This is a genomic window from Clostridium sp. UBA5712 (assembly GCF_002419845.1).
GTDB classification, from domain to species: Bacteria; Bacillota; Clostridia; order Clostridiales; family Clostridiaceae; genus Clostridium_J; species Clostridium_J sulfidigenes.
On sequence record NZ_DIGW01000003.1, the window covers coordinates 16,762 to 34,472 of the forward strand.

18 protein-coding genes and 4 tRNA genes are annotated in these 17,711 nt (G+C 30.3%); 19 read left to right on the forward strand and 3 right to left on the reverse strand.

Features of this window, described 5'->3' with window-relative positions; genetic code table 11:
- Positions 1–28: 28 nt before the first annotated feature.
- Positions 29–1,267 carry an NAD(P)/FAD-dependent oxidoreductase gene (locus tag B3B03_RS01010; RefSeq protein WP_346876261.1) on the reverse strand — a complete coding sequence of 413 codons (1,239 nt, stop codon included), beginning with the start codon at positions 1,265–1,267 and terminating at the stop codon, positions 29–31.
- Between the two features lie 275 nt (positions 1,268–1,542).
- On the opposite strand from B3B03_RS01010, the gene B3B03_RS01015 reads away from it, so the two are divergent.
- From B3B03_RS01015 to B3B03_RS01035, 5 genes are all read left to right on the forward strand, one after another.
- Positions 1,543–1,617 (forward strand) — tRNA-Glu (locus tag B3B03_RS01015).
- 5 nt (positions 1,618–1,622) lie between these two features.
- A tRNA-Val gene (locus B3B03_RS01020) sits at positions 1,623–1,698 on the forward strand.
- 13 nt (positions 1,699–1,711) lie between these two features.
- A tRNA-Asp gene (locus B3B03_RS01025) sits at positions 1,712–1,788 on the forward strand.
- A 5-nt stretch (positions 1,789–1,793) separates the two neighbouring features.
- Positions 1,794–1,868, forward strand: a tRNA-Thr gene (locus B3B03_RS01030).
- Between the two features lie 213 nt (positions 1,869–2,081).
- On the forward strand, positions 2,082–3,350 hold the full coding sequence (locus tag B3B03_RS01035; RefSeq protein WP_346849180.1) for a DNA polymerase IV: 1,269 nt from the start codon (positions 2,082–2,084) through the stop codon (positions 3,348–3,350).
- A gap of 55 nt (positions 3,351–3,405) precedes the next feature.
- Here B3B03_RS01035 and B3B03_RS01040 read toward each other — a convergent pair whose 3' ends face one another.
- Together B3B03_RS01040 and B3B03_RS01045 are read right to left on the reverse strand one after the other, a co-directional pair.
- Positions 3,406–4,395 (reverse strand): ATP-binding protein, encoded by a 990-nt coding sequence (locus B3B03_RS01040; RefSeq protein WP_346849181.1) that lies wholly within the window; start codon positions 4,393–4,395, stop codon positions 3,406–3,408.
- Positions 4,388–5,383 (reverse strand): DnaD domain protein, encoded by a 996-nt coding sequence (locus B3B03_RS01045; protein ID WP_346849182.1) that lies wholly within the window; start codon positions 5,381–5,383, stop codon positions 4,388–4,390. The genes B3B03_RS01040 and B3B03_RS01045 overlap by 8 nt, the downstream gene beginning before the upstream one ends.
- 354 nt (positions 5,384–5,737) lie before the next feature.
- Between B3B03_RS01045 and B3B03_RS01050 the strand changes: the two genes are divergently transcribed.
- The 14 genes from B3B03_RS01050 to B3B03_RS01115 all read left to right on the forward strand — a co-directional run bounded on the left by B3B03_RS01050 (position 5,738) and on the right by B3B03_RS01115 (position 17,686).
- Positions 5,738–6,610: a M23 family metallopeptidase gene (locus tag B3B03_RS01050; RefSeq protein WP_346876262.1), complete on the forward strand. Its 873-nt coding sequence runs from the start codon at positions 5,738–5,740 to the stop codon at positions 6,608–6,610.
- 179 nt (positions 6,611–6,789) lie between these two features.
- The gene (locus tag B3B03_RS01055; protein ID WP_035134559.1) at positions 6,790–7,251 is read left to right on the forward strand and encodes a MarR family winged helix-turn-helix transcriptional regulator; all 462 of its coding nucleotides are present in this window, start codon (positions 6,790–6,792) and stop codon (positions 7,249–7,251) included.
- A 16-nt stretch (positions 7,252–7,267) separates the two neighbouring features.
- Complete coding sequence (locus B3B03_RS01060) at positions 7,268–8,242, forward strand: beta-ketoacyl-ACP synthase III (RefSeq protein WP_346849184.1); 975 nt, start codon at positions 7,268–7,270, stop codon at positions 8,240–8,242.
- Positions 8,243–8,268: 26 nt separating this feature from the next.
- On the forward strand, positions 8,269–8,499 hold the full coding sequence (gene acpP / locus B3B03_RS01065) for an acyl carrier protein (protein WP_035134562.1): 231 nt from the start codon (positions 8,269–8,271) through the stop codon (positions 8,497–8,499).
- A gap of 50 nt (positions 8,500–8,549) precedes the next feature.
- Positions 8,550–9,491: an enoyl-[acyl-carrier-protein] reductase FabK gene (fabK, locus tag B3B03_RS01070; protein ID WP_346849185.1), complete on the forward strand. Its 942-nt coding sequence runs from the start codon at positions 8,550–8,552 to the stop codon at positions 9,489–9,491.
- Between the two features lie 15 nt (positions 9,492–9,506).
- On the forward strand, positions 9,507–10,451 hold the full coding sequence (gene fabD, locus B3B03_RS01075; protein ID WP_346849186.1) for an ACP S-malonyltransferase: 945 nt from the start codon (positions 9,507–9,509) through the stop codon (positions 10,449–10,451).
- A gap of 14 nt (positions 10,452–10,465) precedes the next feature.
- Positions 10,466–11,206 carry a 3-oxoacyl-[acyl-carrier-protein] reductase gene (gene fabG / locus B3B03_RS01080; protein ID WP_346849187.1) on the forward strand — a complete coding sequence of 247 codons (741 nt, stop codon included), beginning with the start codon at positions 10,466–10,468 and terminating at the stop codon, positions 11,204–11,206.
- Positions 11,207–11,228: 22 nt separating this feature from the next.
- Complete coding sequence (gene fabF / locus B3B03_RS01085) at positions 11,229–12,467, forward strand: beta-ketoacyl-ACP synthase II (RefSeq protein ID WP_346849188.1); 1,239 nt, start codon at positions 11,229–11,231, stop codon at positions 12,465–12,467.
- Between the two features lie 3 nt (positions 12,468–12,470).
- On the forward strand, positions 12,471–12,983 hold the full coding sequence (accB, locus tag B3B03_RS01090; protein ID WP_346849189.1) for an acetyl-CoA carboxylase biotin carboxyl carrier protein: 513 nt from the start codon (positions 12,471–12,473) through the stop codon (positions 12,981–12,983).
- Between the two features lie 61 nt (positions 12,984–13,044).
- A complete protein-coding gene (fabZ, locus tag B3B03_RS01095; RefSeq protein ID WP_414632261.1) occupies positions 13,045–13,473 on the forward strand; it encodes a 3-hydroxyacyl-ACP dehydratase FabZ in 429 nt (142 codons plus the stop codon).
- 19 nt (positions 13,474–13,492) lie between these two features.
- Entirely contained in the window at positions 13,493–14,842 is a 1,350-nt protein-coding gene (locus B3B03_RS01100; protein WP_035134569.1) for an acetyl-CoA carboxylase biotin carboxylase subunit, read from the forward strand.
- Positions 14,843–14,866: 24 nt separating this feature from the next.
- Positions 14,867–15,733 carry an acetyl-CoA carboxylase, carboxyltransferase subunit beta gene (gene accD / locus B3B03_RS01105; protein WP_346876263.1) on the forward strand — a complete coding sequence of 289 codons (867 nt, stop codon included), beginning with the start codon at positions 14,867–14,869 and terminating at the stop codon, positions 15,731–15,733.
- 30 nt (positions 15,734–15,763) lie between these two features.
- Positions 15,764–16,570 (forward strand): acetyl-CoA carboxylase carboxyltransferase subunit alpha, encoded by an 807-nt coding sequence (locus B3B03_RS01110; protein WP_035134571.1) that lies wholly within the window; start codon positions 15,764–15,766, stop codon positions 16,568–16,570.
- A gap of 240 nt (positions 16,571–16,810) precedes the next feature.
- Positions 16,811–17,686, forward strand: coding sequence for a DegV family protein (locus tag B3B03_RS01115; protein ID WP_346849192.1), 876 nt, complete (start codon positions 16,811–16,813; stop codon positions 17,684–17,686).
- The last annotated feature ends 25 nt before the right edge of the window (positions 17,687–17,711 follow it).

Consider the following 17,711-nt stretch of genomic DNA (forward strand, 5'->3'; position numbering starts at 1 on the left):
AATATAGCTCTTATGTTAATAGGTAAACCTAATCCTTTAGTGCATTATAAATGGCATTCACAGCAGCGCTAGAGGAGCTCCAGCACCATTGCAAATTAAAACCACCACAATCACCATCAACATCTAAAATTTCACCACCAAAGTATAGACCTGGAGTTAGTGTAGATTCTAAAGTTATAGGGTTTACCTCTGTAGTATCTATTCCACCGATGGTAACTTGAGCATTTTCAAAAGAGTTGGTATCAATAACTTGAAACTTCCAATCATATAAAAGCTTATAAAGTTTAAATCTATATTCATACTCTAGGGAATATGTAGGCATGTGAATGTCAGTAATTCCACACTCTTTTAATATAATAGGAATAAGTTTTTTATTTATAATTCCTACTAGATTGTCTGAAATACTTCTATATGAAAACACTGCAAAGTGTGTTTCAAAAAAATCTACTATATGGTCATAATCTGAATTAAGTAAATTTACATGTATAATAACTGATGACTTATTCATAATTCCTTTAGAAGCAATTCTACTAAGCTGTAGAATTGGAGGACCTGATATACCATAGTCTGTGAATAAGATTTCACCAAATTCTTGTTTTTTAGTTTCACCATTTACTTCTATATTACAAGAGCTTTCAAATTTCACTCCAGAAATGGCCTTAAGTCTATCATAGTTTAGTTTTAATTGAACTATACCAGGTGTTAAGTTTATTAATCTATGGCCAAAGTTTTTAGATAGTTTATGACCAGAGCCATCAGATCCTGTTTTAGTATAACTTTTTCCTCCAGTACATAAGAGAACTTTTTTACATGTATATGTAGTTGAAGAAGTAATAATTTCAAAGTAACCCTTCTTTGTGTTAATGATATTTAAAACTTTTTCATTCATGTAAGTTGGTATATTTCTTTCAGATAAATTCATTCTAAGAATATCTAACACAGAGGATGCTTGAAGAGATAATGGGTATATCTTTCCAGAATCTAAGGTACATGTATATATTCCTATGGATTTAAAAAAGTTAAGGGTATATTCTAAATCATAGGTATTAATAATATCTTTAAAAAAGTTATTATTATCACTATGAAATCTTGATAAGGATAATTTTTCGTTTGTTAAATTACAGCGTCCATTACCAGTAATTAACAATTTTTTACCTACTCTATCGCTACTATCTATTATAGCTACGTCTATACTTAAATCTTTTGCTTTAATTGCAGATACTATGCCACAAGATCCACCACCAACAATAATTAAGTCATGATACAAAATAAAATCACCTCAAGCCTTTAAATGTATTTTATAACATATTAACTAATATATTAACTATAGTATATAGAATTATACTACATATTAAAACTATAATATAAGTTTATTATTAAATTATAATATATCTAATAAATAATATATTTTCTGTATATAATTTTGGAGAAAAAAATAAAAAAAATTATTTTTAAAATTTTGTTGACAAAAGTTTAAAATTTTTGTATTATAATAAATGTCGGATGAACCGGCAAACACAAAACAAAAGCAAAATGACATATGGCTCCTTGGTCAAGCGGTCAAGACACCACCCTTTCACGGTGGTAACAGGGGTTCGATTCCCCTAGGAGTCACCATATTAGGTCGCATAGCTCAGCTGGGAGAGCACCTGCCTTACAAGCAGGGGGTCACAGGTTCGATCCCTGTTGCGACCACCACATAATCTAATGTGGCCCAGTGGCTCAGTTGGTTAGAGTGCCGGCCTGTCACGCCGGAGGTCGAGGGTTCGAGTCCCTTCTGGGTCGCCACTTATGCTGGCATGGCTCAACGGTAGAGCAGCTGATTTGTAATCAGCAGGTTGTAGGTTCGATTCCTATTGCCAGCTCCAAAGATTCTGAATTAATTCAGAGTCTTTTTTTATTTTTTGAATTAATACATAAGTAAAAAATAATTAAATACATAAAAATTAAATATATAAATATTAAGGATATATTTTAATTTAAAATAAATTATTGTCATAAAGGTATATAATTATATCTTTACAAACGAATATTTGTTCGTTAAAATAAGAATATAAGTTAATTTTGAGGATGTGATATTTGTGGAGAATAAGTCCGAGAGAATAATATTTCACATAGATGTTAACTCTGCATTTCTATCATGGACAGCTATAAATTTATTAAAATGTGGAGAAAGTGAAATAGATATAAGAAAAATTCCTTCTATAATAGGTGGAAGTATAGAAGATAGAAGAGGAGTAGTTTTAGCAAAATCAATTCCAGCTAAGAAATTTAATATAATAACCGGAGAACCTATAGTAGCTGCGTTGAAAAAGTACCCTCAATTAAAAGTTTATCCACCAGAACATAAACTATATACAAGGTTTAGTAATGATATGTATAAATTGTTAGAGCCATATTCTGATTTTATTGAAAGGTATTCTATAGATGAAGTTTTTATGGAAGCAAGTCATTTTAAATATGACTACATGGAAAAGGCTAAGGAGATTAAAAGAAAAATAGAAGAAGACTTGGGTTTTACAGTAAATATAGGAATAGGAAATAATAAGTTATTAGCTAAGATGGCTAGTGATTTTTCTAAGAAGAATTCTATCCATACATTATTTAAAGAAGAAATAAAAATAAAGATGTGGCCACTTAAAGTAGGCGATTTATTTATGGTTGGAAAAGCAGCAGAAAAAAAGCTTATAGATTTAAATATATTTACAATTGGAGATTTAGCAAATTATAATTTGAGCATTTTAAGAAATATATTTAAGAGCTATGCAAATATAATTTATGAATATGCCAATGGAATAGATAATTCACCCATAAACTGTGATAATTATGTGGATGTAAAAGGCATAGGAAATTCAACTACTACAAGCAAGGATATATTAAGTACAGATGAAGCTTTAAAAGTATTATTGTCACTTACTGAAAGCGTAGCTAAGAGACTTAGAGCTAATAAGTCTTTATGTGGTATTGTAGTTGTATCAATAAAGTCGAATATATTTACAACTTATTCTCATCAGAAAAAGTTTTTAACCCCAACAGATTCGACTGAAGAAATTTTTAAATTAGTGAAAGTAATATTTAAGGAGATGTGGCGTAGAGAACCCATAAGATTATTAGGAGTCAGAGTAACTAAGTTGAGTGATAATAGTATATATCAAAAATCTTTATTTGATGATGAAAAAATAGATAAACAAAGAAACTTAGATAGTACTATAGATAAGATAAGAGAAAAGTATGGAGATTCATCCATAATAAGATCTACCTTTATAAGCTCAAATAATAAAAGGGGCTTAGAAGATGAAAAAGCAGAAGATTTTTTAATGATGGGAGGCCTTTATGATTCTTCTAAATAAAAAAACATCCTAACTTAATATAAGTATAAGTTAGGATGCCTTTGATCAAATGAAATTATTTAGAGGATGCTTTACTATTTAAATTTTTTTGAAGCCTTATATCATCACCATAAAACTTAAACAAAGAAAAATTACCAAAAAGTCTAGAGGTAATACGTTCTGAATAGATAGATAATAATTCATCTAAAGAAAAGTTACTAGATATTAACATTTTTTTATTTCTTAGAAGCTTTGTATTTAGTAGGTTAAATAACTCAGATATAGCAAATTCTGAGGATACTTCTGTACCTAAGTCATCTATTATAAGTAAATCACAATTAATTAGGTGATCTTCTAGAGTTGAATTGTTATTAAATCTTATATCTTTTAAGTTTTTAATCAATTCTTCAGAAGTCTTATACACTATAAAATATCCATTATCTATTAATTCTTTTGCGATACAGTGAGATAAAAAGGTTTTTCCAGTGCCTGGATTACCATAAAAAAGAAGATTTTCTAATGTTGACTCAAAGTTTGCTATATATCTAAAACATTGATTTACAATGCTTTTCATATTTTCCTTTGGACTATATTTTTCACGGCCAATTCTTTTATCACTATAGAAGTCCATATTAAAATTAGCAAAATTATGATCATCAGAAACTATGAATAAATCACTATTTCTATAATAAAAACTATTAAGTTTTTGTTTATAGCAACTACATTTTTGTAATCCTATAAATCCAGTATCATTACATTTATTACAATTATAATGAATATCTAGATAATCTAAAGGATAACCGTTTGATACCAGTAACTCAGTCTTTTTAACTCTTAAATTAGTTATATTTTCCTTTAGTTCTTTTAAATGTTGTTCTCTATTAGGCGCATCCTGAAAGGCGGCTAGGGAAACCTTAATACATAGCTTCCCTATATGATTTTCAATATCATCTATTTCAGGAACACGTTTTTTTACTTCTGATTTTCTTAATTCTAAAGCATTTTTTTGATTTTCCTTTATTTTATCATAAAGTTTCATAATTTCTAAATGATATTTATTAGTCATTATTATCCCATCCTAAAAGTTTTCTTTCTAAATCTTCAAAATCATAGGTCCTTTGATCGTAACTATGAAATTTACCTTTGCCTTTTTTTGTATTGGTATTTGAAACTTCATTAACAATAGGTTTAAAATTAATTTTTTTCTTGTCTTTTAACTCAATATCTTGAAGAGTTTTAATTTTGTCTTTAAACCAACTATTAAGTATACCATCAATATATTTAAAGTCGGCTCTATTTAGTCTTTCAAAGCAAATGTCACAAGCTTTATATATAATTTCTAAAGAAAAATTATATACATTTAACCATTTTTCCAAAAGCTCTTCTTGAGGTTTCATAACATCACCATTTTTCAGACCTAAATAAGTTAAGATTTTTCTTATATTAATCCATTTATCCTCATGCTTTTTTATAAAGTCTTGTGCTTCGTCTATACTAGTTATATTGTTATCACTCCAAGATACAGCTATTTTCTCAATATATCTATAGTCAGATTTTCCTTTAGAAACACAATATTCTATAAGTAAAAGTATAATTTCAGGAGAAAAATTAAAGTCGTTTTGCCATCCGAGATAAGTAGTCATTTCTTTGGGCGAAAGTGGACGTGCTAATAATCTTTCTATATCTTGCAACATATCTTTAACCATAGAATTATCTAGTTCTTTTAATAAATTCACAGATTTTCCGTTATCGGGAGCCTTAGTTAGTTCTAAGAATTCTATATTATAATTTCCCATATTATCTATGGGAACTAATCTTATAACACCTTCGTCATTCCAATAATTCCAAGCATTTATTACGTCAGTTTCTAATAAGGATAGAGCTGAAGCTATAAGAGTTGAGTTTACACCGATTTCTCCACTAACACAATATTTAAGACCAAGTAAATAAACTTTTATATACTCGCCTCTAGCCTTTGCCATGAAGTTATCTATAAACACATTGCTTACGGGAGTATAATCTAAATTTTTGGTTTTAAACATAAAAGTACTCATAAAATCTCAACCTTTCCATGTTATCGTAATGTAATAGCATTACATTAAACTCTTGTTGAAAACTAAGGTTATAATTATATATAAGTAAATAAATTATTTATTTGTTATATAAGTTATATCTTATTGCTCTATTTTTATAACCTTTTAGAATAAGTTTCAATTAAGAATTATATTATAACCTTAGTATATCATATAGTAAACCTATTAAAAGTAAAATTTAATAATTAATAAATGTATAGATATTAGTATATAAAATTAATATTTTATTAATAATAAAATTGACTATTGTTTTGTACATTATGTTTAAAATAATTTCAATGGGGTATATTATCATTGTAGTAGGGAGGTAATACAATGATGAAAAATATACTACGAGAATTAGTTATAGTATGTGTATCACTCTTATGTATTTTAACTATGATTACCATGAATCCGGTAGAAGCAAAAGAAAATGTAAAAGCGAATGAAAAAATAAAGGCAGTAGTTATGAAATCAGATGGTGTAGAAATTGGCATAGTTGCTGATGAAGCCACAGGTAACAATGCTCTTAATAAAGTAAGAGATATCTATATAGATACATGTAATATAGATAATGTTAAAGATATTGCTGTAAATAATAAGATAGTATATGAAAAAATAATTTGTAATAAAGAAGATGTTTTAAGTGAAAGTGAAATTTCTAATAAAATAATAGGATACAATAATACAAATGATAACAGTTTAATTAACTTTACAGTTACAAAAGAAAATCAGGTTAAATATATACAAAAGACTAATAATTCGCAAGTTGCTTTTACGCCTCTTAGTAGGGGGAATACCCAAATAAATAGAGAGGTTTTTTTACACAATTCAATAACAACACCTATAAAAGGTATACTAACTTCCACTTTTGGTGAGAAGAGAGAAGGATATTATCATAAGGGAATTGATTTGGCTGCTAATACAGGTACTGAAATTCAAGCTGCATTAGATGGAACAGTGAGCTTTTCAGGGATGGCAGATGGGTATGGTAAAGTAGTAATAATCGACCATAGTGATAACTTGCAGACTGTATATGCACATTGTAGCAAATTAAATGTGTCTGAAGGTGAACAGGTTCTAAGAGGGCAAGTTATAGCAGAAGTTGGTAATACTGGAGATAGCACAGGTCCACATCTACATTTTGAGATAAGAGTAGATGGAGTTCCAATAGATCCTTTGGGATATACAGGGATAATTGGATATTAAATTTTTAATAAAGTCTAGATTTATCTAGACTTTATTTTTGGTAAAAATGAATAAATTGTGACAAGTTAAATTTTTGGTAAAAATAAAAGTAAAAAAAATATATTGACTTTGTTTTTCTTTAGTAATATACTTTGATTATCAAACTATTTGAAAGTCAAACAAAAGGAGAATAAAGTAGAATGAAATCCTTAAATTCAAATAAATACGTATTAAATGAATTATTAGTAACTATATTTAATGATATTCTAGAGATTGAACAAACTGCTCTACAAGAAGGAGTACTTAAAGATTTATCGGTTACAGAGATACATACTATTGAAGCTATAGGAATGTATCATCCAAGAACAATGACGGAAGTAGCAAATGATTTAAATATTACAGTAGGTACTTTAACTACAGCCATAACGAAACTTGTAAAAAAAGGATATGTAGAACGTACAAGAGGAGAAGAAGATAGAAGATCTGTAATGATAGCTCTTACTAGAAAAGGAAAGTTAGCATATAGAGTTCATGAAAAATTTCATCAGGACATGATTAGTGAAACTATAAAAGGTTTAACAGATGAAGAGGAAGAAGTGCTAATAAGATCTCTAGAGAAAGTAAATAGCTTCTTTAAGTCAAAATACAATCTTAAAAAATAAGTAAAGGAGAATAAATGTGATTGGTTCAAGAATACTAGGAACAGGTTCTTATACACCATCTAATATAGTTTACAATAAAGATATAGAGAATATTGTAGATACTTCAGATAGCTGGATTAGAGAGAGAACTGGAATTGCGGAAAGAAGAATTTCTACTGGAGAAGATACTTCAGAATTAGCAATAAAGTCAGCTCTAAAGGCTTTAGAGGATAGTAATGTAGATGGTAAAGAAATTGATTTAATTTTAGTGGCTACAGTTTCACCAGATAGTTTAATTCCATCAGTTGCATGTAATGTACAAAAGGAAATAGGTGCTGTAAATGCTATGGCTTTTGATATAAATGCTGCATGTAGTGGGTTTATATTTGCGTTAGATATAGCTAAGGGATATATAGAAACAGGTAGGGCTACAAAAGCTTTAATAATTGGAGCAGAGGTATTATCTAAAATCGTAAATTGGGAAGATAGAAATACTTGTGTATTATTTGGAGATGGAGCAGGAGCTGTAGTTATAGGAAAAGATTCTGAAGAGCATATAAGTTATATCAACTGTAAAAGTGTAGGATCTAAAGGTGAATCCCTTACTTGTGACATACTTCCTATGGAGAATATATGTACCAAGGAAGTTATAAATAATAATAAGATTCAGATGAATGGAAAAGATATTTATAAGTTTGCTGTTAAGGTTATGGAAGAGGAATTTAATAGAATTATTCAAAAAAGCAATATAAAAAAGGATGATATAGATTTTATACTTCCACATCAAGCTAATATAAGAATGATAGAAAGTGTTAGTAAGAAAATTGATATACCTTTATCTAGATTCATTATAAATTTAGACAAAAAGGGTAATACATCTAGTGCAAGTATTCCAATAGCTTTAGATGAAGCAAATAAAAATGGTCAAATCAAACAAGGAAGTAACATAGTAATTATAGGATTTGGTGGTGGACTAACCTATGGTAGTGCACTGTTAAAATGGAATAAATAATTTAAAATATATAGGAGGAATAAAAAATGGTATTAGAAAGAGTAAAAAAAGTTATAGCAAAAGAACTAGGTGTAGAGGTAGAGGAACTAAATATACAAGCAAGTTTTACAGATGATTTAGGAATAGATTCTCTAGAAATATTTGAAATTGTTATGAGTTTAGAAGAAGAGTTTGATATTGAAATTCCAAATGAGGATATAGAAAACATAAAAAATGTTCAAGATATTTCAAGCTATATAGAAAGCAAAGTTAATTAAAACAAAAGGTCAGATAGCTATCTATCTGACCTTAACCATAGGAGGTATATATGTTCAAATCAGATATATGTGAAGCTTTAGGAATACAATACCCAATAATTCAAGGGGCTATGGCTTGGATTGCAGATAGTGTATTAGCAAGTAGCGTATCAAATGCGGGAGGGCTTGGAATTATAGCGGCAGGAAATAACTCTCCAGAAAATGTTAGATTAGAAATAAGAAAAGCTAAAGAGCTTACAGATAAACCTTTTGGAGTAAACATAATGCTTCTTAGTGATAATGCTGATGAGGTTGCTAAGATTGTTTGTGAAGAAGGAGTAAAGGTTGTTACAACAGGTGCAGGAAACCCAGGTAAATACATGAATATGTGGAAAGATCATAATATTAAGGTTATTCCAGTAGTAGCTTCAACAGGGCTTGCAAAACGAATGGAGCGAAGTGGAGCAGATATGGTAATTGCTGAAGGTTGTGAAGCTGGTGGACACATAGGAGAACTTACAACTATGGCACTTCTTCCTCAGGTTGTAGATGCTGTAAATATACCTGTTATAGCAGCTGGTGGTATAGGAGATTCTAGAGGAATGTTGGCTGCATTAGCATTAGGTGCTAATGGATTTCAAGTAGGAACTAGATTTCTAGCAGCGAATGAGTGCACTATTCATGAAAATTATAAAAAAAAGGTAATAGAATCAAAGGATATAGATTCAGTAGTTACAGGTAGAAGTACTGGGCATCCTGTAAGAGTTCTTAGAAATAGATTATCTAGAGAATATTTAAGACTTGAAAAGTTAGGTACATCAGCTGAAGAGCTAGAACAATTAGGGGTTGGTGGACTTAAAAAGGCTGTTATAGACGGTGATGTAGATAATGGTTCTATTATGGCAGGTCAAATTGCAGCTTTAATAAAAAAGGAAGAAAGTTGTGAAGAAATAATTAAAGATTTTGTAGAAGGTACTGAAACATTACTAAAATCCATGATAAATAAATTTTAAAGTTGAGAGGTAACTATGAAAAATATCGCATTTATTTTCCCAGGCCAAGGAAGTCAGTACGTAGGTATGGGAAAGGAAATACATGAAGAATTCTTAGAAGCTAAGAAAGTATTTGAAAAAGCTAACAAAATTTTAAATAAAGATATAAGTGAGTTATGCTTCAATGGTCCCATAGAAGAACTAACCTCTACTGAAAATAATCAAGTAGCTATAGTAACTCTTTCAATAGCATTATTTGAAATTTTAAAATTTCATGGAATAAATCCTAAGGTTGTTGCAGGATTGAGCCTTGGAGAATATTCTGCTTTAATCTCAAGTGGAATTATGAATTTTGAAGAAGGATTAAGAGTAGTAAGAGAAAGAGGAATATTCATGAAGGAAGATAGTGATAAAACTAACGGCTCCATGGCGGCTATCATTGGTGGGAAAATAGAAATTATAGAAGAAGTATGTAATGAACTTAGTGATAAAGGAATAATAGGTATAGCAAATTATAATTGTAGTTCTCAAATTGTAATTTCAGGAGAGGATTTCTTAGTAGAAGAAGCTATGAGAAGTTTAAAAATTAAAGGTGCTAAGAAAATTGTTAAGTTACCAGTAAGTGGAGGATTTCATACAGAATTAATGGAAAATGCATCTAAAAAATTAGGAGATGTATTAAGTGAGGTAACTTTTAATGAAAGCAATATAGAAGTAATACCTAATGTTACAGGAGAGGTTTTACAAAACGTAATGGAACTTAGACAGTTGTTAGAAGCTCAAGTTAAATCTTCTGTGAAATGGCAAAAGACTATAGAAAATATGATTGATATGGGAATTAATACTTTTATAGAAGTTGGACCAGGAAAAGCCCTTAGTGGTTTTGTAAAGAAGATAAGTAAAGATGTAAAAATATTAAATGTTGAGGATAAAGAATCAATTTATAGTACATTGAAATATTTACAAGAAGCTCATGTATAGGAGAGGATATATATATGTTTAAAGGAAAGAATGTGGTAGTTACTGGAGGAAGTAGAGGTATAGGAAGAGCTATAGCTATAGAGTTTGGTAAAAAAGGAGCTAATGTGGTTATAAATTATGTTAGTAGTGATGCAGAGGCAGAAAAAGTTGCCGAGGAAATAAAAAGTCTTGGAGGAAATGCTATTTTAGTAAAAGGAGATATAAGTAGTTTCGAAGAAGGAAAAAAATTAATAGATGAAACGGTAAAAGTTTTTGGAACTATAGACATATTAATTAATAATGCAGGAATAACAAAAGATGGATTAATTATGAGAATGAAAGAAGAGCACTTTGATAAGGTTATAGATATAAATCTTAAGGGTGTATTTAATACTTGTAAGAGTGCAGTGTCTCACATGCTTAAACAGAGAAGTGGAAAGATTATAAATATTTCTTCTGTAGTAGGAGTTGTAGGGAATGCAGGGCAGGCAAACTATGCAGCATCTAAAGCAGGTGTTATAGGACTTACTAAGTCAATAGCTAAGGAAGTAGGAGCTAGAGGTATAACTGTAAATGCTGTAGCACCAGGATTTATAAAAAGTGATATGACAGATGTATTAAGTGAAAAAGTAAAGGATGGTATGTTAGGACTAATTCCTTTAAATAGATTTGGAAATGTAGAAGATGTAGCAAGGACTGTAGTTTTTCTTGCATCAGAGGGTGGAGACTATATAACAGGTCAAGTTATAAATGTAGATGGCGGAATGGTAATGTAGTTATTTAAGGAGGACATATAAAGTGAATAGAAGAGTGGTAATCACAGGTATGGGAGCATTAACTCCTATTGGTAATGATATTAACAGCTTTTGGGATGGAGTTAAGAATGGTAAATGTGGCATAGATTTTATAAAATCTATGGATGTAGAAAAGTTTAAAGTTAAAATAGCGGCAGAGGTTAAAGATTTTGACCCTACAGAGGTTATTGATAGAAAAGAAGCTAAGAGGATGGATAGATATTGTCAACTTGCTATGGCAGCAGCAGAGGAGGCAGTAAAATCTTCAAATTTAGATTTAGATAGTATTGATAAATATAGATTAGGTGTTTTAATTAGTTCAGGAATTGGTGGACTCGATACATTAGAAAATGAATATAAAAGAATGTTAGAAAGAGATACAACTAAGGTATCACCATTTTTAATTCCTATGATGATAGAGAATATGGCAGGAGGAAATGTTGCTATTAAATATGGTGCTAAAGGGCCATGCCTATCTGTAGTGACAGCTTGTGCTACAGGAACTAATAGTATAGGTGAAGCTTTTGAGATGATAAAGGCAAATAGAGCAGAAGTGATGATTACAGGTGGGACAGAGGCATCTATAACATCAATAGGTCTTGCTGGATTTACTGCATTAACGGCTTTAAGTAAGAGTGAGGATCCTAAAAAAGCATCTATTCCTTTTGATAAAAATAGAAGTGGATTTGTAATGGGTGAAGGAGCAGGAGTTTTAATTTTAGAAGAGCTCCAGCATGCAAAGGCAAGAGGTGCAAAAATATATGGTGAAGTTATTGGATATGGAGCTACTTGTGATGCCTATCATATCACTCAGCCTAGTGCTGATGGAGAAGGGGCAGCAAGAGCTATGCAACTTGCCATAGAAGAAGGAAATGTAAGCTTAGAAGATATATCATATATTAATGCTCATGGAACTAGTACTCCATATAATGATAAATTTGAAACTATAGCTATTAAAAATTTATTTAAAGAGCAAGCCTATAAGATCCCAGTTAGTTCTACAAAATCAATGACAGGACATTTATTGGGAGCATCAGGTGCTATAGAATCAATTGTATGTATAAAAGCTTTAGAGGAAGGGTTTATTCCAGCTACTATTGGTCTTGAAGAGAAGGATGAAGATTGTGATTTAGATTATGTTCCTAATATTGGAAGAAGAGCAGAACTAAAATATGCTTTGTCTAATTCCTTAGGATTTGGTGGTCATAATGCTACACTTTTATTTAAGAAATGGGAGGAATAAATTATGAATTATGAAGCAATTGAAAGGCTAATTAAATTAATAAATGATTCCGATCTTAAGGAATTAGAACTAGAAGAAGCAGGACTTAGAATAAGGATGAGCAAAAATGATTCTAGCAAAATTATTTATAATGAAGATGCTAGAGGATTAAATCAATCTAAAATCACAGATAAATGTGATATAGAGTATGTTAATCATACTAATAATGCAAATGATAATACTTCAGTAATATCAACAAAGCATGAAGAAATAATTACTGAAGAGAGTAATTTAGAAGAATGCTTTATAGTTAAGTCACCTATGGTAGGAACATATTATTCTTCACCTACAGAAAATGGAGAACCTTATATAAAAATAGGAGATTCAGTATCAAAGGAGTCAATTCTGTGCATAATTGAAGCTATGAAATTGATGAATGAAATTGAATGTGAAGTTGAAGGAACGGTGGCTAAAATATTTGTTAATAATGGAGATGTAGTAGAATTTGGTCAGCCTATAATGGCTATAAAACTTTAGAAATATAGATTATATAAAGGAGGTAATATAAATAATGTTGGATGCAATAGAAAGTGATGTAATAAAACTCAATATAAAAGAGATACAAGAAATAATACCTCATAGATATCCATTTTTATTTGTGGATCAAATAGAAGGTTTAGAACCAATGAAAAAAGCGGTAGGATATAAAAATATAACTATGAATGAATATTTTTTTCAAGGTCATTTTCCGCAAGAACCTGTATTACCTGGAGTGATAATAGTAGAAGCGCTTGCACAAGTTGGTGCCATTGCATTACTTTATGATGAAAAGTTTAGAGGCAAGATAGCCTACTTCGGTGGGATAAAAAATGCTAGGTTTAAGAGAAAAGTTATACCTGGTGATAGATTAAAACTAGAAGTTGAAATTATAAAGATAAAAGGACCAATGGGTATTGGTAAAGGAATTGCCACAGTTGATGGAGTAGTAGCTTGTGAATGTGAATTAACCTTCGCAGTAGGAGTATAAAAGTAAGAGAGGTAGCCGTATGTTTAAAAAGATATTAATTGCTAATAGAGGAGAAATTGCAGTTAGAATAATTAGGGCTTGTAGAGAAATGGGAATACAAACTGTAGCTGTATATTCTGAAGGTGATAGAGAAGCTTTGCATGCACAAATGGCAGATGAGTGTGTTTGTATTGGACCATCAGCCTCAAAGGATAGTTATCTAAATGAAAATAATATATTAAATGCTACTATTTTAAAAGGTGCAGAGGCTATTCATCCAGGGTTTGGATTTTTATCTGAAAATAGTAGATTTGCCAAGATGTGTGAAGAGTGTAATATTAAATTTATAGGACCCACAGCAGAAAATATAAACAATATGGGAAATAAATCAAAAGCCAGAGAACTTATGGAAAAGGCTAATATACCAGTAGTACCAGGATCAAAGGGTATTATAAATAATGAAGAGGAAGCTATAGTAATAGCTAAAGAAATAGGATATCCAGTAATGATAAAGGCCTCTAGCGGAGGCGGAGGAAAAGGAATTAGGATTGTAAATAATGAGAATCAGCTTATAAGTGATTTTAATGCAGCAAAGAGAGAAGCGAAAGTTTCATTTAACGATGATTCGATGTATATAGAAAAGTTTATAGAAAAGCCAAGGCATATAGAAATACAACTCATAGCAGATAATTATGGAAACACAGTATATCTAGGTGAGCGTGAATGTTCTATACAAAGAAAAAATCAAAAGGTGTTAGAAGAAGCACCATCAGTATTTATAGATGATAGTATGAGAAAAAAAATGGGAGAGACTGCAGTTAAAGCAGCTAAATCTATAGGGTATGTAAATGCTGGAACTATAGAATTTCTAGTAGATAAGCATAAGAAGTTCTATTTCATGGAGATGAACACTAGAATACAGGTAGAGCATCCTGTAACAGAAATGGTAACAGGAGTTGACTTAATAAAAGAACAAATTAGGATAGCTTATGGAGAAAAGTTAAGTTTTTCACAAGAAGATATAAAAATTACAGGTCACTCTATTGAGTGTAGAATAAATGCGGAGGATCCTTATAAAAATTTTAGACCTTGTCCAGGTGAAATAACTAATTTATATGTACCTGGTGGAAATGGGATTAGGTTAGATTCTGCGGTATATCAAGGATATAAAATTCCACACTGCTATGATTCAATGATTGGTAAACTTGTAGTTCACGGTAAAGATAGAGAAGAAGCTATAAGCAAAATGAAAAGAGCATTAAGTGAATTCATAATAGAAGGAGTTAGTACTAACATAGACCTTCAGCTTGATATTTTAACTAATGAGAGTTTTGTAGAAGGAACTTTTGATACAGGGTTCTTAGAAGCATATCTTAATAAAGTTAAATAGTTTAAATCTAAATGAGGTAATTATATGAAAGATTTAAGGTCATTATTTAAAAAAAATGTTTATATAGAAGTAAAACCGAGCAATAAAGAGGGTGAGATAAAAAGGAGACCACAAGTACCTGATGGAATGTGGATTAGATGTCCTAAATGCGGTAATACCATATATAGAGGAGATTTAATAAATAATTTAAAAGTGTGTTATTCTTGTGAAGGACATTTTAGACTTACAGCAAGAGAAAGAATTAAGCAAACAATCGATGAAGGAACATTTAAAGAATTATTTGCAGATATGATTTCAGACAATCCTTTAGACTTTCCAGAATATACGGAGAAGGTAAGTAAGATACAAAGAGTTACTAATATGAAAGAGGCTGTTATAGCAGGTATAGGGAATATAGATGGTAATACTGTAGTTATATGTGCTATGGACAGTAATTTTCTCATGGGAAGTATGGGAAGTGTAGTTGGAGAGAAGATTACACGAGCCATAGAATTAGCAACAAAGGAGGAACTTCCAATAGTAATATTTACTTGCTCTGGAGGAGCAAGAATGCAAGAAGGAATATTTTCTCTTATGCAAATGGCCAAAACGTCAGCAGCATTATCCTATCATAATGATAGGGGGTTACTATATATATCTGTACTAACAGATCCAACCACTGGAGGTGTAACAGCAAGTTTTGCAATGATAGGAGATATAATACTTGCTGAACCTAATGCACTTATTGGGTTTGCAGGACGAAGAGTTATTGAGCAAACAATAAAGCAAAAGCTACCAGATAATTTTCAGACAGCGGAATTTCTTTTGGAAAAGGGCTATGTAGATAAAGTTGTACACAGGAAGGATATGAAGAGTACTCTTAGTACTATTATAAAAATACATGTGAATTGAAGATACAAGGAATAGAGGTGTTGGAAGTAGATGGATAACAAGTTTAGCTCGTGGGAAAAGGTAAGTATAGCACGTAGTATTAAGAGACCTACAGCACTTAACTATATTAATAGTATATTTGAGGATTTTATAGAGTTAAAAGGCGATAGAGGCTATGGCGATGATAGTGCCATAGTAGGTGGTATAGCTAAATTTGAAAATAAAAGTGTTACAGTTATTGGAATACAAAAGGGAAATAGTACTAAAGAAAATATAGAAAGAAATTTTGGAATGCCAAAGCCAGAGGGGTATAGAAAAGCATTAAGACTTATGCTCCAAGCAGAAAAATTTAAAAGACCTGTAATTATTTTTGTAGACACTCCAGGTGCCTTTTGTGGAATAGAATCAGAAGAGCGTGGTATAGGAGAGGCAATTGCTAAAAACCTTATGACTATGAGTAATTTAAAGGTTCCTATAGTTTCTATGATTATAGGAGAAGGTGGAAGTGGAGGAGCATTGGCTCTTGCTGTTGCTGATGAGGTATGGATGCTTGAGAATTCTATATACTCAATTTTATCTCCAGAAGGATTTGCATCTATTTTATATAAAGATGTTACTAAAGCTAAAGAGGCAGCTGAAATAATGAAAATAACATCTTCAGATTTATTAGGTTTAGGAGTTATTGATAGGGTTATCAAAGAACCTAAAGGAGGAGCACAGGAAGATTCAAATAAAATGATTTTAAGTATAAAAGCAAATTTAAAAGAAGTATTAGAAAGATTAAGTAAAGAACCTGTAGACTCTTTATTGACTAAGAGATATTATAAGTTTAGAAAATTAGGTAAATATATAGAATAAACTAATAAAATATGGTAATATATGACTAATTATAATATAGTATTGATGTAAATTGTTTTAACTTATAGTAAAATGATTATAATACTAATAATAATTGGTCTTATTTTATTTTGTTAATATATAATTAAATGAATAATTGAACTAGCTATTATAATATAGAAGAGACCATAATTAAAATTAAGTATATAAAATGAATGTAGTAAAAGCTATATAAATTTATAAATGAGAGGAATATGATATATGAATAACAAAGTAGTTTTAGTAGTTGATTCTGGTAGCGATTTACCTATTGAATTTATAAATCAACCCAACATAGTAGGTCTACCTATTGGGTGTAATTTCAAAGGCCGAGATATAGAGGATTATTTTGGTCAGACTTTGGATATTAAAGAGTTTTATGATGGTTTAAGAACTGGAGATATGTATACTACATCCCAGATTAATGTATATAAATTTGAAGAAGCTTTTAAAAATATAGTAAAAGAAGGAAAAGCAATTATTTATATAGGACTATCTTCAGGGTTATCAGGAACTGTAAATAATGCAATAAATGCGTCTTTAAGTGTGAAAGAAGAATATCCAGATTGTGATATAACTATAATAGATACATTATCTGCTAGTATGGGAATAGGATTACTAGTATATAAGGTTTATGATATGATGAAAGAAAATAAATCAAAAGAAGAAATAGTTGAGTTTGCGGAAGGAATAAAACTAAAAATAAATCATTACTTTACAGTAGATGATTTAAAGCATTTAAAAAGAGGTGGAAGAGTATCAAGTTCTGCTGCAACGGTGGGAACTTTACTTAGTGTAAAACCGGTACTTCATATGAATAATGAGGGGAAACTAATACCTCTTAGTAAGGTTAGAGGTAGAAAAAAGGCTATGCTAGAGCTTGTAAAAAAATTTGAGGAAAGAAGCATAGGAGAAGAACAACTAATAACTATTTCTCATGGAGATTGTGTAGAAGATGCAAAGTTGTTAGAAGAGTTCTGTAGAAAAAGCGGAAGAGTTAAGGAGTGTATAATTAATAATTTAGGACCGACTATAGGTAGTCATACTGGAGCAGGATTATTAGCACTATTTTTTGTTGGTAATGGAAGAGAAGAGTAAACAAATTAGTAGATTGTGAGTATAT

Coding starts and splice junctions, on each gene's coding strand:
- B3B03_RS01115 (WP_346849192.1), top strand. CDS start 16,811: ATGAATAACAAAGTAGTTTTAGTAGTTGATTCTGGTAGCGATTTACCT.
- B3B03_RS01100 (WP_035134569.1), top strand. CDS start 13,493: ATGTTTAAAAAGATATTAATTGCTAATAGAGGAGAAATTGCAGTTAGA.
- B3B03_RS01040 (WP_346849181.1), bottom strand. CDS start 4,395: ATGACTAATAAATATCATTTAGAAATTATGAAACTTTATGATAAAATA.
- B3B03_RS01055 (WP_035134559.1), top strand. CDS start 6,790: ATGAAATCCTTAAATTCAAATAAATACGTATTAAATGAATTATTAGTA.
- acpP (WP_035134562.1), top strand. CDS start 8,269: ATGGTATTAGAAAGAGTAAAAAAAGTTATAGCAAAAGAACTAGGTGTA.
- fabD (WP_346849186.1), top strand. CDS start 9,507: ATGAAAAATATCGCATTTATTTTCCCAGGCCAAGGAAGTCAGTACGTA.
- B3B03_RS01045 (WP_346849182.1), bottom strand. CDS start 5,383: ATGAGTACTTTTATGTTTAAAACCAAAAATTTAGATTATACTCCCGTA.
- accD (WP_346876263.1), top strand. CDS start 14,867: ATGAAAGATTTAAGGTCATTATTTAAAAAAAATGTTTATATAGAAGTA.
- fabK (WP_346849185.1), top strand. CDS start 8,550: ATGTTCAAATCAGATATATGTGAAGCTTTAGGAATACAATACCCAATA.
- accB (WP_346849189.1), top strand. CDS start 12,471: ATGAATTATGAAGCAATTGAAAGGCTAATTAAATTAATAAATGATTCC.
- fabG (WP_346849187.1), top strand. CDS start 10,466: ATGTTTAAAGGAAAGAATGTGGTAGTTACTGGAGGAAGTAGAGGTATA.
- B3B03_RS01050 (WP_346876262.1), top strand. CDS start 5,738: ATGATGAAAAATATACTACGAGAATTAGTTATAGTATGTGTATCACTC.
- B3B03_RS01110 (WP_035134571.1), top strand. CDS start 15,764: ATGGATAACAAGTTTAGCTCGTGGGAAAAGGTAAGTATAGCACGTAGT.